Annotated in this window: 14 protein-coding genes; 5 read left to right on the top strand and 9 right to left on the bottom strand. The window is 57.7% G+C overall.

Going from position 1 to position 14,160, the window contains the following annotated elements; genetic code table 11:
- The first annotated feature begins 8 nt into the window (after window positions 1-8).
- Window positions 9-1,670, top strand: coding sequence for an FAD-binding dehydrogenase (locus AC2FJV_RS04365; protein ID WP_496712797.1), 1,662 nt, complete (start codon window positions 9-11; stop codon window positions 1,668-1,670).
- Here AC2FJV_RS04365 and AC2FJV_RS04360 read toward each other — a convergent pair whose 3' ends face one another.
- The 3 genes from AC2FJV_RS04360 to AC2FJV_RS04350 form a co-directional block, all read right to left on the bottom strand.
- Window positions 1,671-2,417 (bottom strand): YbaY family lipoprotein, encoded by a 747-nt coding sequence (locus AC2FJV_RS04360; protein ID WP_496677719.1) that lies wholly within the window; start codon window positions 2,415-2,417, stop codon window positions 1,671-1,673. It lies immediately after the preceding gene.
- Window positions 2,418-2,513: 96 nt separating this feature from the next.
- Entirely contained in the window at window positions 2,514-4,292 is a 1,779-nt protein-coding gene (locus tag AC2FJV_RS04355; RefSeq protein WP_496689672.1) for an SLC13 family permease, read from the bottom strand.
- Between the two features lie 90 nt (window positions 4,293-4,382).
- Entirely contained in the window at window positions 4,383-5,198 is an 816-nt protein-coding gene (locus AC2FJV_RS04350) for a TIGR00282 family metallophosphoesterase (RefSeq protein ID WP_142636761.1), read from the bottom strand.
- An 87-nt stretch (window positions 5,199-5,285) separates the two neighbouring features.
- Between AC2FJV_RS04350 and AC2FJV_RS04345 the strand changes: the two genes are divergently transcribed.
- Window positions 5,286-5,519 carry a putative hemolysin gene (locus AC2FJV_RS04345; protein WP_142636759.1) on the top strand — a complete coding sequence of 78 codons (234 nt, stop codon included), beginning with the start codon at window positions 5,286-5,288 and terminating at the stop codon, window positions 5,517-5,519.
- Between the two features lie 8 nt (window positions 5,520-5,527).
- Here the strand turns inward: AC2FJV_RS04345 and AC2FJV_RS04340 are convergent, their stop codons facing one another.
- Window positions 5,528-6,085, bottom strand: a complete 558-nt coding sequence (locus AC2FJV_RS04340; RefSeq protein WP_496712795.1) for a 5-formyltetrahydrofolate cyclo-ligase — start codon at window positions 6,083-6,085, stop codon at window positions 5,528-5,530.
- A complete protein-coding gene (mgtE, locus tag AC2FJV_RS04335; protein WP_496712793.1) occupies window positions 6,082-7,476 on the bottom strand; it encodes a magnesium transporter in 1,395 nt (464 codons plus the stop codon). The genes AC2FJV_RS04340 and mgtE overlap by 4 nt, the downstream gene beginning before the upstream one ends.
- A 140-nt stretch (window positions 7,477-7,616) precedes the next feature.
- Between mgtE and guaD the strand changes: the two genes are divergently transcribed.
- A complete protein-coding gene (guaD, locus tag AC2FJV_RS04330; RefSeq protein WP_496712847.1) occupies window positions 7,617-8,906 on the top strand; it encodes a guanine deaminase in 1,290 nt (429 codons plus the stop codon).
- Here the strand turns inward: guaD and AC2FJV_RS04325 are convergent.
- The 3 genes from AC2FJV_RS04325 to AC2FJV_RS04315 all read right to left on the bottom strand — a co-directional run bounded on the left by AC2FJV_RS04325 (window position 8,903) and on the right by AC2FJV_RS04315 (window position 11,559).
- A complete protein-coding gene (locus AC2FJV_RS04325; protein WP_281994936.1) occupies window positions 8,903-10,237 on the bottom strand; it encodes an 8-oxoguanine deaminase in 1,335 nt (444 codons plus the stop codon). The genes guaD and AC2FJV_RS04325 overlap by 4 nt on opposite strands.
- Before the next feature lie 114 nt (window positions 10,238-10,351).
- On the bottom strand, window positions 10,352-11,143 hold the full coding sequence (hisN, locus tag AC2FJV_RS04320) for a histidinol-phosphatase (RefSeq protein ID WP_281994937.1): 792 nt from the start codon (window positions 11,141-11,143) through the stop codon (window positions 10,352-10,354).
- A gap of 44 nt (window positions 11,144-11,187) precedes the next feature.
- A complete protein-coding gene (locus tag AC2FJV_RS04315) occupies window positions 11,188-11,559 on the bottom strand; it encodes a helix-turn-helix domain-containing protein (RefSeq protein WP_142636749.1) in 372 nt (123 codons plus the stop codon).
- Between the two features lie 339 nt (window positions 11,560-11,898).
- On the opposite strand from AC2FJV_RS04315, the gene AC2FJV_RS04310 reads away from it, so the two are divergent.
- Window positions 11,899-12,855, top strand: a complete 957-nt coding sequence (locus AC2FJV_RS04310) for an NADPH:quinone oxidoreductase family protein (RefSeq protein WP_496693843.1) — start codon at window positions 11,899-11,901, stop codon at window positions 12,853-12,855.
- Window positions 12,856-12,862: 7 nt separating this feature from the next.
- On the opposite strand, the gene AC2FJV_RS04305 is transcribed toward AC2FJV_RS04310, so the two are convergent.
- Complete coding sequence (locus AC2FJV_RS04305) at window positions 12,863-13,744, bottom strand: LysR family transcriptional regulator (RefSeq protein WP_142636745.1); 882 nt, start codon at window positions 13,742-13,744, stop codon at window positions 12,863-12,865.
- Between the two features lie 125 nt (window positions 13,745-13,869).
- On the opposite strand from AC2FJV_RS04305, the gene AC2FJV_RS04300 reads away from it, so the two are divergent.
- Complete coding sequence (locus AC2FJV_RS04300; RefSeq protein WP_142636743.1) at window positions 13,870-14,079, top strand: DUF1127 domain-containing protein; 210 nt, start codon at window positions 13,870-13,872, stop codon at window positions 14,077-14,079.
- Window positions 14,080-14,160 lie beyond the last annotated feature (81 nt).

The raw sequence follows: 14,160 nt of genomic DNA, 5'->3' as shown, positions 1-14,160 counted from the left end.
GAAAAAACATGTCCAATAACACCGCAGATGCCATTGTCGTTGGGGCTGGGCTGGCTGGGCTTGCGGCCGCGGCCGAGCTAGGCGACCGCGGAAAAAAGGTGATCATACTGGATCAGGAACCCGGTCATTTCCTCGGCGGTCAGGCGTTCTGGAGCCTCGGTGGATTGTTCATGGTCGACACGCCGGAACAGCGCCGGATGGGCATCAGGGACAGCCACGAACTGGCCTTGCGTGACTGGCAGGGCAGCGCGCAGTTTGACCGCGAAGAAGACGCTTGGCCCCGCAAATGGGCCGAGGCTTATGTCGAATTCGCCGCCGGTGAAATGCGGCCCTGGCTGCACGATATGGGGCTGCGATGGTTTCCTGTGGTTGGATGGGCCGAACGTGGCGGTTCTTATGCCGATGGACATGGCAATTCGGTACCTCGGTTCCACATCACATGGGGCACCGGCCCTGGTATTCTGGAACATTTCATCCGTCGCGTGCGCGAACATGTCAGCACAGGCCTGATCCAGCTGAAGTTCCGCCACCAAGTCAGCCATATCATTATGCAAAACGGCTGCGCCAAAGGCGTCTCGGGAGAGGTCTTGGCTGAGGACGCAGCCGCGCATGGCGCCAAGACCAACCGGGAAGAGGTCGGGGAATTCGAGGTCTATGCTCCTTCGGTCATCGTCAGTTCGGGCGGTATTGGTGGCAATTTCGAAATGGTGCGCAAGAACTGGCCGCGCGACCGCCTGGGCGAACCACCCAAAGACATGATCGCGGGCGTGCCGTTCCACGTTGACGGTCGGATGATCCCTATCAGCGAAAAGGCCGGTGGGCATGTGATCAACGGCGACCGGATGTGGCATTACACCGAGGGCGTCAAAAACTGGAACCCGATCTGGCCATCGCACGGAATTCGTATCCTGCCCGGCCCAAGCTCTATGTGGTTTGACGCGCGCGGCAATCGTCTGTTGCCCCCTTGTTTGCCGGGGTTCGACACGTTGGGCACGTTGAAAGAGATCCTGAAAACCGGTTATGAATACAGCTGGTTTGTGCTGACCCAAAAGGTGATCAAAAAGGAATTTGCGCTCTCCGGGTCGGAACAGAACCCGGATTTCACCTCGGGCAGCTGGAAAGAGGTTATCCGTCAGCGCATTTTGTCAGGATCGCAAGCCACCGCGCCGGTCGAGGCCTTCAAACAACACGGGGAAGATTTCATCGTTGCCAACACTCTGACCGAACTGGTCAGCGGCATGAACCAACTGGGTGGCGATCTGATCAAAGAGGCGCATTTGCGCGCCCAGATCGAAGCGCGGGACTCACAGGTCGACAACCCTTTTACCAAGGACGCGCAGATGGCGGCGATTCTGGCGGCCCGCAACTATCGGGGTGACAGGTTGATCCGCACCGCCAAACCACACAAGTTCCTTGATCCTGCGAATGGGCCGCTAATCGCGGTCAAACTTCACATGCTGACGCGCAAAACGCTGGGCGGTTTGCAGACCAACCTCGACAGTCAGATGATCGGTGCAAACGGTCAGGTCGTTCCCGGGTTGTTCGCCGCAGGAGAGGTCGCCGGTTTCGGCGGCGGCGGCTATCACGGATACAACGCACTGGAAGGCACATTTCTGGGCGGCTGCATCTTTTCCGGGCGCAACGCAGGACGGTCGCGCGCTGTGGCCTGATTAATGCGTGCGTATGAATTTCAGAACCGGGTCGCCTGCGCTGTCCAGCAGCGCAAGGCTATCGCCCGCCACCGCATAGGACACCACGTTTTGCAGCGCGGCAAAGAACTGATCCTCGACCTGCTCCATCTCGGGTGGGCAGGCCATCAAAGTGGCCGCAATATTGTCTGGAAACGTCAGCGAAGTGCCCGAAATCTCGGCCTGCCCGGTGAACCGGTTGCAACCGCCTGAGCCGCTAAAGGCACCGCCTTGCGCAAACTCAAGCTGCGGGGCGCGTTCGCTGTTCAGCACGGCCCCCTCCACACCAATCGCCGTCCAGCTTGTGTTTTCCAGCCCCGCCGATGTGGGGCCGTCCGTCTTGACCAACAAAATGTCGGCCGTATCCGGCGCACCATTGGTCAGGACCGGATACACCGTGTCGGTCGTAAACAGCAGTTGTGACCCACGATATATTGCCCCCCGCACCGCATAGGTCATCCCGTCACGGATCAGAGCATCATCATAGGTCAGTTCAAACTCGGCAGGCACCCCGCTCAGCACGTAGCGCTGCGCAGCCAGCGTTACCGCTGGCGCATCCGCAAGCGATATATCCTGCAGCTCGATATAAAGCGTCGCGTCTTCAGGTACGGCAATCCGTTCGCGATAGGAGGCGGTACCGGTCACCGAACCAGCCGATACATCGCTGCCAATCAGCGCCACCATAATCGCACCCATTACGATCAACTGACCAAATTTTGGAAAAGGCATAATCCCGTCCTTTCGTCCAAGTTCTAGAGGAAAAGATTGTGTCTGGATCGGCCTTTACAAGACCGTCAGCGCAAAACCGGCGGGTTCGCGCCGGTGTCACAACGGCCAGATGATCGGAATAAGCAACGAAGCAAGCAGCCCTACCGTCAGGTTCAAGGGGATGCCAACCTTCATGAAATCGACAAACCGATATCCCCCCGGACCATAGACCATCATGTTGGTCTGATATCCGATTGGTGTCGCAAAGGATGCAGATGCCGCCAACATCACCGCAACTACCAGCGGCCTTGGGTCTACGCCGACGGCCTGTGCCAACCCGATTGCGATCGGCGTGACCACTACCGCAACGGCGTTGTTGGAGACGAGTTCGGTAAGCACCGAGGTCAAAACATAGATGGCCCAAACGATCAGGAACGGTGGCAGCGCACTTAGCCCAGGTGCGATTGCATCGACGATCAGGGAAACCGCCCCAGACTTATCAAGCGCGGCCCCGATGGCCAGCATCGAGAATATCAGCGCCAGAAGCCGCCCCTCGATAAAGGAAAACGCCTCATCCGCGTCTATGCAGCGGGTGACCAGAACCAGAGCGACCGCAAGAATGGAGAGCAACAGAATTGGCGCCACACCCAATGCAGCCAATACGACGATCCCGATAAGTGCGCCAATCGCCACCGGAGCGTGATTGCGGCGGAACGCACGCGCCGAGGGCTGTGTCACGTCGACCATATCCATATCAGCGGCAAGCTTCTGGATATCGGCAGGCGATCCCTCCAACAGCAGAGTATCCCCGACCCGCACCACGAGGTCGTCTAGTTGACGACCGATATTCTGGTTCCGCCGATGTACCGCCAGAACGTAGACACCATAGCGGCGGCGCAGGCGCATCACGCCCAGCGTTCGCCCAACCATACGGCACCCCGGTGTGATCAGCACTTCGACCGTTTTGGTCTCGACTGCAGAAACCTGATCAACACGCTTTAACTCTTTGTTGCTTTGCAGGCTCAGCAACTCGGTCATCTCGGTCCGCAGGACCACGCGATCCCCAACCTCAAGCGTCACCCCTTTGAGGTTGCGCCGCAAAGACTCGTCCCCGCGGACCACGTCAATCAGGCGTACGCCAGGGCGTTTGAACAGTTGCACCCCTGTCACCTCGCGCCCGATCAGGTTGCTGTCGGGCGGAATGACGGCCTCGGTGAAGAACTTCATCTTAGAGCGATCACTGAGAAGCGAGGCCATGCTGTCGCGTTCCGGCAGCAGGCGCGGCGCAACAAAGCGCAGATAGATCATGCCGTAGATCACTACTGCGATGCCCAAGGGCGTGACTTCGAAAATCGTGAATGCAGCCAGACCCTGAGATCGCGCGACACCATCCACAAGCAGGTTGGTCGAGGTGCCGATCAGTGTCAGCGTCCCCCCCATGATGGCAGCATAGCTGAGCGGGATCAGCAATTTCGAGGCCGGCACGTTCAACGTGCGGGCAATCTGTACAAAAACCGGGATCATCACGACGACCACGGGTGTGTTTGACACCACCGCCGAGGCCAGAACCACAAACCCCATGAGCATGGCAATCGCGATACGCGGGTTAACCTGTGCCTGTTTCTGCGCAGTTGCGGTAAAGGAATCCAATGCCCCGGTTCTGACCAGAGCCCCCATGACGATGAACATCGCCGCAATCGTCCATGGCGCAGGATTGGACAGAACTGCCAACGCGCTTTGATAGGGCAGGATACCGGTCACCAGCATCAGGGCAACGCCCGCGATGGCGACAACCTCGGTCGGGTAAGCCTCGCGCAGGAACATGACAAACATGCCTGCGACAACCAATAGCGCCACGATCGCGCTGCCCGTTTCTGTCAGTTGAAGAAATTGCATTCGTGGTATTCAGTCCGAACCCTGGCCCAGCTTGCGCGCCCGTCGGGCAGTTTCCCGTATTGCGGGCAGCAGGGCAAGCCCAACGTCGCGCTATTGCGGCCCGGCTTGTTGCAAGCGACCCCCAACGCGCACCATTTGCACGGATTTTGCCTGACCATTGCGATCATCGGTTTCCACGAACACACCGCTTAGCGTTGCTTCGCCATTTGCAGGCGTAAACCGCGCCTTGGGCATGCCGGTGATGAACCGGCGCATCGGTTCCAGCTTTTCCATACCAATGACAGAATCGTAATCCCCGCACATCCCGGCATCGGTCAGATAGGCTGTTCCCCCCGGAAGGATCTGAGCATCTGCGGTCGGCACATGCGTATGCGTTCCAACCACGAGGCTGGCGCGCTTGTCACAGTAATGCCCCATCGCCATCTTCTCGGATGTGGCTTCGCAATGCATGTCAACGATGATCGCCTGGGCCTGACCGCCGCGCGGGTGCGACTTCAGAATTGGCTCGATCGCCGAGAACGGATCATCGAAGGGCCGCTTCATAAAGACCTGCCCCAGCACCTGTACAACCAGAACCTTGCGCCCGCCAGGGGCGGTATAGAGACGATGCCCGCGTCCCGGAGCACCCTTAGCAAAGTTAACGGGGCGCACAATGCGCGGTTCGCTCTCAATGAATTGCAACATGTCCTTCTGGTCGAAAGCGTGGTCGCCCAGCGTCAGACAATCCGCCCCTGCATCTAACAGCAGCTTGGCATGATCCCCGGTCAAACCCATTCCGTTCGAGGCATTCTCACCATTGATCACCACGAAATCCAGCCGCCATTCGTCGCGCAGACGTGGCAGATGTTGCTGAACAGCCGCGCGTCCAGCGCGGCCCATAACGTCACCCAGAAAAAGTATCCTCATAGAAACCGTCTAAGTGTGGCAATTCGCAAGTACAAGCCGTTAAGCTGACCCAATGAACGGCAAAACTCTTTATTTAGGAGATTCTTTATGTTTCGGATCGGTCTGACCTTTGGTGTCTGTGCCACCCTTGCTGCCTGCTCGGAAGAGCAAGCGGTCAACTCAAACCCACAGCTGCCAAACCCCTCGGCCATCTATTGCATCGACAGCGGTGGGCGGTATGAAATTCGGGACGGAGAGAATGGTCAGACCGGCGTGTGCATATTGCCTGATGGCACCGAAAAAAATGCCTGGGAATATTTTCGCGCTAAAAACCAGGGCTGATACCTTCGTTAAAAGGTCAACACACGGCTTTCAGTTACTACCATATCAAGCGGCTGATCCGTCGATTCCAGCGACAGCCCGTCTGCTTCTTGCGCATCGAAGGCAAAACCGATGGCCAGAGTCGGGCGTTTCGCGCGCAGCCCTTCCAATGTCCGGTCATAGAACCCGCCCCCATAACCCAGACGCCCCCCATTTGCATCGAATGCCACCAGCGGAACGATTAGAATTTCGGGATCGAAATAGTCATCGACCTCGGGCACTTTGGCGCCAAACGGACCATCCTTCAGCCTACCTTCGGGCGTCCAGCGAGAGAATTTCAACGGCTGCCCGGCCGCCTGAATAACCGGCACACCAACCGGGCCATAAGCGGACGCCTCGGCCATGGCGGGCAGCGGGTCACTCTCGGTCCGGATGGGCATATAACCCGACAGGGGTACTCCGCGGTGCCCGGCCAGAATTTCAGACAGTCGCCCGGCGGCACCGGGCGGATTTGCATCAAACGCAGATTTGCGCCGGGCAAAGGCCGCCTTGCGCGCGGCAGCTTTGATTTCGGTCAGATCGGTCACAATAGCACCACGCTGGCAAGCCCAAGAAAGATAAAGAATCCCATGACATCCGTCGTTGTCGTCACAAAGGTCCCTGACGCCAGCGCCGGGTCAACACCCATCCGGTCCAGCACGACCGGTACTACCGTACCTGCAAAGCCTGCGATCACCATGTTCACGACCAGAGCGGAGCCAATCACGACACCCAGCAACGGCGAGCCGAACCAATACATTCCCACCACGCCCAGAACGGTGGCAAAACACAGCCCGTTCAACATGCCCACCAGCAGTTCCCGTCGGATCACCCGCATTACGTTCGCACCTGTCAGGTCGCGCGTTGCCAGGGCTCGCACTGCGACGGTCAGCGATTGTGTCCCCGCATTGCCCCCCATCGAGGCCACAATCGGCATCAGAATGGCCAATGCCACCAACTGATCAATCGCCGCCTCGAATTGGGAAATCACCAGCGAGGCGCAGATCGAAGTACACAGGTTGACCGCCAACCACGGCAGGCGTCGCCTGCTGGTCGCGGCCACACTGTCGGACAGCGAGCTTTCGTTGCTGACACCGGCTAGGCGCAACATATCCTCTTCGTATTCCTCATCCAGCACCACCATCGCGTCATCAATGGTGATCACACCAACAAGCCGTCCGTCACCATCCACCACTGGGGCCGAGATCAGGTGGTACTGATTGAACGCATAGGCCACGTCCTCTTCATCCTGATCGACGGGAATGGTATAGAACTCTTCTTCGGCAATTTCGTGCAGAGGCACCTCGCGCCGGGTGGCCATGAGTTTGCCCAGTGTTACCTGTGCTGTTGGCTTCAACCGCGGATCAACAAGAACCAAATGGTAGAATTGTTCTGGCAGTCCGTCATTGGCACGCATAAAATCAATGGCCTGCCCAACTGTCCAATGCTCGGGCGCCATGACGACTTCGCGTTGCATAAGCCGTCCGGCCGAGTTTTCCGGGTAGGATAACGCCTGTTCGGCCGCGATCCGTTCGGAATCCTCCAGCGCACCCAGGATGGCTTCTTGCTGCGGCTCTTCAAGGTCTTCCAGCAGATCGACGACATCGTCGCTTTCCATGTCGCGTACGGCATCCGCCAGAACATCGGGACGCAGGACTTCAATAACTTCTTCCCTGACACCTTCGTCCAGTTCAGACAGAATATCGCCGTCGAACTCTTTGTCATACAGACGGATCAACCGGGTGCGGTCATAGGGGTTGATCTGTTCCAGAAGGTCGGCGATGTCGGCAGCGTGCAGCGGGTCCATCAATTCGACCAGCTTATCGCGGTCATCAACATCAACTGCATACAGAATGGATGCTACCGTTCGACGATCCAGTGCATAAGCGTCATCATCAGAAGTCGGCTCACTTACGGGTTCGTTAATACCTGTTGTCATATCTGCCCCCGCTCTGTTCGCCCATTGGCCCCTAAATAGAAGAAGCAGCTACCGGAAAACAATGACAATGCGCCGATTTACCGACAACTTTCCTGCCCCTATGCTGTTTCGCAGTCCCAGACAGGCGGAGATGAATGAGTATGGCGCAAAAAACGCTGCTGAAAGGGCGTGTCCTGAGTTTCACTGGCACCCCGTTCGAGGGCGAACCGACCGAGGCTGTCAAAATCAGCGAAGCGGTTCTGATCGAAAACGGTCGGATTTCCAGCGTATCGGATGCCGACAGTCTGAACAACGCCCACCCCGAGGCAAAAGTCGTGGATCATGGTCAGCACGTGATCCTTGCAGGATTTGTTGATGCGCATGTGCATTATCCGCAGACCGCCATGATCGCCAGTTGGGGCAAACGCCTGATCGACTGGCTGAACACCTATACCTTCCCCGAAGAGATGAAATTCGGCGATGCAGCCTATGCCTCTGAGATTGCCAACCGGTATCTGGACCTGACAGCGGCACATGGCACCACCACGATGTGCAGCTATTGCACCATCCATCCCGAGAGTGTTGATGCCTTTTTCCTTGCGGCCAAACAACGCGGTCAACGGGTGGTTGCGGGCAAAACCTGCATGGACCGTAACGCGCCCGATGGTCTGAGGGATACGGCGCAAACCGCCTATGACCAGTCCCAGGCCTTGCTTGAGAAATGGCACGGGATCGACCGCCTGTCCTATGCGATTACGCCGCGTTTCTCACCCACCTCCACACCCGAACAGCTAGAGGCCATGGGCGCATTATGGGCAGAGCATCCCCATTGCCTGATGCAAACCCATCTCAGCGAACAGACTGATGAAATTGCCTGGGTACGCGAGCTGTTTCCCGACGCCCGCGATTATCTGGACACCTATGAAAAGTTCGGCCTGCTGGGCCCCAACGGCCTGTATGGCCACGTCATCCACCTTGAGGCACGTGAGCGCGACCGACTGCGTGAGGTCGACGCTGCGTTGATCCATTGTCCGACCTCAAACACCTTTATCGGGTCAGGACTGTTCGACATGGCAGGGTTGATGCGCGACGGACACCGGGTTGGTCTGGCAACGGATACTGGTGGCGGTTCAAGTTTCTCGATGCTGCGCACGATGGCATCGGCCTATGAGATCGGACAACTGCGCGGAACGCCGCTGCACGCCGCGCAACTGCTGTGGCTGGGCACCGTAGGGTCGGCCCGAACGCTGAGGCTGGATGACAGCATCGGCAATATCGCCCCGGGAATGGAGGCCGACCTGATCGTGCTCGATCTCGCCTCAACCCCGGCCATCGCGCAACGCGAGGCCTGCGCCGATGATTTGTGGGAGGCCATCTTTCCCACCATCATGATGGGCGATGACAGGGCGATTGCCGAGGTTTGGATCGCAGGTCAACCTGTCAGGACCTAGGATTGCAAGGCAAGGGCCAATCGGTTCTGCCGTTCAATCACCCGGGGCAGATCCAGCGTTGCGATCTGCCCGTCCCGCACGATCTGACGGCCTTCGACAAACAGGTGCTTTACCCTCGTCGGACCGGCAAGCAACAGGGCTGCCGGATCCCAACTGCCCGCGCTTTCGATGCCGCGCGTATCCCAAATGGCTATATCGGCACGCTTACCGATAGCCAGACGGCCGCAATCAGGTCGGTTCAAGACATCCGCCCCACCCCGCGTGGCAATTTCAAGCGCCTCGCGAGAGGACATGGCATCGGCACCGCTTGCGACTCGCTGCAACAACATAGCCTGCCGCGCCTCGAGGATCAGATTGCCGCTGTCATTGCTGGCCGACCCATCGACGCCAAGACCCACAGGCACGCCACTATCTCGCATCGACCTTACCGGTGCTATCCCCGAGCCCAACCGGCAGTTCGAACAGGGACAGTGGGCCACGCCAGTCCGGGACCGGGCAAACAGATCAATCTCTGCCCCGTCCAGTTTCACGCAATGGGCGTGCCAAACATCTGATCCGGTCCATCCCAAATCCTCGGCATATTGACCAGGACGGCACCCGAATTGTTCCTGAGAATAGGCGATATCCTCGTCATTTTCGGCCAGATGGGTGTGGAGCATTACGCCTTTGTCACGGGCCAGATTGGCCGTGTCTCGCATCAAGTCGCGACTGACAGAGAACGGCGAGCAAGGTGCCAGCCCGACCCGACACATTGCACCCTCTGACGGGTCATGAAAGGCGTCGACCACACGCATCATGTCTTCGAGAATAGCTGCTTCGGCTTCGACCAGAGCATCCGGTGGCAGGCCGCCATCGCTTTCGCCAATACTCATCGCACCGCGCGTTGGGTGGAACCGCAGGCCGACCTCAGCCGCCGCAGCAATGGTGTCATCCAGACGCGCGCCGTTGGGGTATAGATACAGGTGATCAGAACTGAGCGTACATCCCGACAGAGCCAGCTCGGCTAAACCGATCTGGGCGGATACGAACATCTCTTCGGGGCCAAATCGCGACCAGATCGGATAGAGCGTTTTCAGCCATCCGAACAAAAGCGCATCCTGCCCGCCAGGCACGGCGCGGGTCAGGGTCTGGTACAGATGGTGGTGCGTGTTCACGAGGCCGGGCGTAACCACACATCCGCTTGCATTATGGATCTCTGCGGTTGCCTGCAACCCGTGGCCGATCTGTTCGATCTGTCCATCTCGGATCAGAATATCCGCGCCCGAAAGCTCTCGGCGCTGGTCATCCATGGTCAGGATCGTGTCTGCATTTTTGATGAGGATACCAGTCATCTTGCTCTCCTTGCATCGCCCGTTTCATGCATGGAGTGCAAAAGCTGGCGGAAAACGGGCACAAGAACCAGCCGGCTCAAGGTTAATCCGCTCGCCGGGTCGCCGCAACAATTTTCAGAAGTTGCGCAGAATTTCCAGCGCAGCTGCGTGAATATCCGGGTTTGCCGCCGCCAGAGCCCGACCGCCATTATGGGCGGGGCCGCCTTGCCAGTCTGTGACGATACCGCCAGCCGCATGAATCACGGCGATTGGAGCCTGAATGTCATAGGCGTTCAGACCTGCTTCGATCACCAAATCCACCTGACCCGCTGCAAGCAGAGCATAAGCATAGCAATCCATTCCATAGCGGGTCAGGCGTACGTGCTGTGACACAGCCTCAAACCCGGCACGATCTTCCGACGCGCCGACCTCGGGGAAGGTCGTGAACAGAATCGCCTGGTCCAGAGAAGGTGTTGAACGGGTCTTCAGGGACATATCGCCCGTAGGACCATGGCTTCGCGCGATATCCGCCGAGCCGATGAAGCGTTCCCCGATATACGGCTGGTCGATGATCCCCATGGTTGGCCCGTCCTGCGTGCTAAGCGCAATCAGAACCCCCCATGTCGGTGTCCCGCTGATAAACCCTCGGGTGCCGTCGATCGGATCCAGAACCCAGGTGCGGCCACTTTGCCCCTCGTGCTGCCCATATTCCTCGCCAAATATTCCATCTTGGGGCCGATGTCGGGCTAAAACCGCGCGCATGGCTTTTTCGGCTGCGCGGTCGGCGACAGTGACCGGATCAAATCCCTGATCCAGCTTATTTGAAGTCTCAAGATTAGACTGCCTGAAAAAAGGAAGAATGGCCGAACGCGCTGCGTCGGCCATTTCTTCAGCTACTTCAAGATCACTCAGCGACACCTTATCCATACGCTACCCGTGCGTTCCGTCAGGATCAGAGTCAACCCGCGAAATCAGGCAACATCACTCAGAACGCGCGCAAGCTCGAACAAGCGGCGACGCTGGTTTTCCGGTATGGCATAGTAAGAGCGGACGAGATCCAGGGCTTCTTTGTCGCCCATAAGGTCTGCAGGAACCGATTTCTTATCCGAGCTTCCTTTCTCGACCTCTTCCAGGCCTTCAAAGAAGAAACTGACCGGAACATCCAATGCCTCGGCAATGTCCCAAAGACGAGACGCGCTGATTCGATTGGCACCGGTTTCATATTTCTGGATTTGCTGAAACTTGATACCAACTTGCTGTGCCAACTGCTGTTGGGTCATGCCAATCAGCCAGCGGCGATGCCTGACGCGTTTGCCCACATGGACATCGACGTGATGGGTCATTGGTACTATCCTCCCTTACACACACAACTGAGACGGGTGCGCAACATGCTTTGTTACCGCAACATTAGCGAGCCCGACTTAACCACTCCCTAATTTGGAACATGCCCCCCAAATCAGCACCATAGCGCACTATTACGTTTTTTGGCGCTTTTTTCAAGAAGGTTGAATCTGATTCCACAAACAATGGTTTATAGTTGTGTTGTGAATACCGCGCACACGTTGATTCCGATCTGGAAACAACCACCTGATCAACACCGGATTAACGGGGTCTTCAGCAGGGTAACAGATTGACAAGACCACGACAGCACTGACCTATGCCCGAAAAGACGGAGCCAAATCATGCTGGCGTTTCATATCCAGACCAACGGGGCCAAGGCCCAGCTTTGCAATATTGACCTGCCAGAACCCGGCGACAGCCAGGTCTGCATTCAAATCAAAGCCTGCGGTTTGAATTTTGCGGATCTCCTTATGCAGAAGGGGACGTATCAGGACACCCCGGTGGCGCCCTTTTCCTTGGGCATGGAAGTCGCAGGGATTGTTCGCGAAATTGGAAACAATGTACGCCACCTGAACCCGGGTGACCGTGTCGCTGTCTATTCCGGCCAGGGTGGCCTCGCTGAATTCGGAGTGTTCGACGCCGATCGTGCAATCGCAATCCCTGACTCTATGAGCTTTGAAGACGCCGCCGCAATTCAGATCACATATGGCACCAGTCATATTGCCTTGGATCATCGTGCGCGGCTCAGGCCCGGCGAAACCCTTTTGGTGACCGGTGCGGCAGGTGGCGTCGGCCTGACGGCGGTAGAGATCGGCAAGCTTATGGGCGCCACGGTTATTGCGCAGGCGCGCGGCAGTGAGAAACTCAAGGTGGCACAGAGGGCCGGGGCCGATCATCTGATCGACGCATCCGAAGATCTGCGCGCCCGTGTCCAGGCATTAGGAGGCGCGGATGTCGTATATGACGCGATCGGCGGCGATGTGTTTAAAGCCGCCTTTCGCGCGACCAACCCCGAAGGTCGCATCCTGCCCATTGGCTTTGCGGGCGGTGAGGTGCCGCAAATTCCGGCCAACCACCTACTGGTCAAGAACCTGACAGTCATCGGGCTCTACATCGGCGGCTACTTGAAGTTTCGACCTCAGATTGTGACGGACAGCTTTGAAACGCTGTTTCGCTGGCATAGCGAGGGCCGCATCAAACCGCATATCAGCCATGTCCTGCCCCTGTCCGAAGCCGAACGCGGACTGGCCATGCTGCGCGACAGGACGGCCACCGGGAAAGTTGTCATAACCCCTTAAGGGATGATCAACCGACAACGGCTTTGAGCGGCACCCCCCCAAGCAAACGAAAGTTCTGGCGCACCAGCGTCGCCAACGCCTCAACCACGGCCCCGCGGCCAGTTTCGCCGCCATACAGATTTATCATATGCGCAGGAAGCTCGGGCAGGACGCCACCCGAATCGATCTGGGCAAGATGTGCGGCCTCTGTCCCTTCGAGCATGGCATGAACCGCCAAATCGGCGCTGACCGTTGCCTCGATAGTACGGTCGTTTTCGGTTTCCACCGAAAGCTCCCAGGGAATTCCAGCCGCATCCAGCGCAGCAATGACCTGCGGCCTGAACAGACACCGACGCCCAAGCGCTAGCGGAATGGGGCGTTTTCGCCAGGCAGACCCGCCCGGCGCACCAATCCAGCGCAAAGGAAGCTCGGCAATCGTCTCGGCCCCCTGCCCCACTGTCGCCTCGGTCGTTAGGATCAAATCGCAGTCTCCGCGCTTAAACATATCCTTCAGTTGCAGCGAATAGGAGGAGATAAGCTGCACACGGACGCGTGGGAAATCCGCGTTGAATCGCTGCAGCACCCGGGGAATCGCCGGATAGACGATATCATGCGGCACACCAAGAACGACCTCGCCCTCATAGGCCTGATCCGTCAGCTTGGACATCACCTCGTCATTCAACGAGATCATGCGTCTGGCATAGGCCAAAAGCTGTTCTCCCGACGCTGTCAGCGCGATGGTTCTGCCACTTCGGTCCAGCAGCTCCAGACCTAAAAGCTCCTCCAACCGCTTTAGCTGCATCGATACGGCAGATTGTGTCAGGTGCAGGAAACCGGCTGCCCGCGTCACGCCACCCTGATCGGCAACTGCCACAAAGGAGCGGAGAGTGGTGATGTCCAGATTTCGCATCTTCACGATTCCTTATGGATGTGTTCAATAATATTCATTTTCAAAATGTGTCACAGCCCTCCATATAAATCAAGGAAGTTGATGCAATAGGCACAACACATCAGCAAAACCGAAAGGACAAGGCTATGACGCAAATCACAGCTTCAACATATTGCAAGCCACGGCAGCGCTTTAAGCTCACTTCTGTTCTGGATGCGCTATCGCTACGGCGCCAACGCTGTCAGCTCGCCAGATTGGACGACCGCGCCCTTCTCGATATCGGCATTACCCGTGAAGAAGCCGAAGCCGAAGCAAAACGCCGCATATGGGATGCTCCGGAATTCTGGCAAAAATGAACCTAATCCACTACTTTTACCACTGAATGGCGGCTGACACCTCGAAGCCGCCATTTTTGTTGCGTGTTTTAGCCTGTTTCC

It is taken from the genome of Ruegeria sp. CDSA241 (assembly GCF_059611265.1).
The sequence above is the reverse complement of the archived record's forward strand: the minus strand, read 5'-3'. Positions and strand labels throughout refer to the sequence as shown.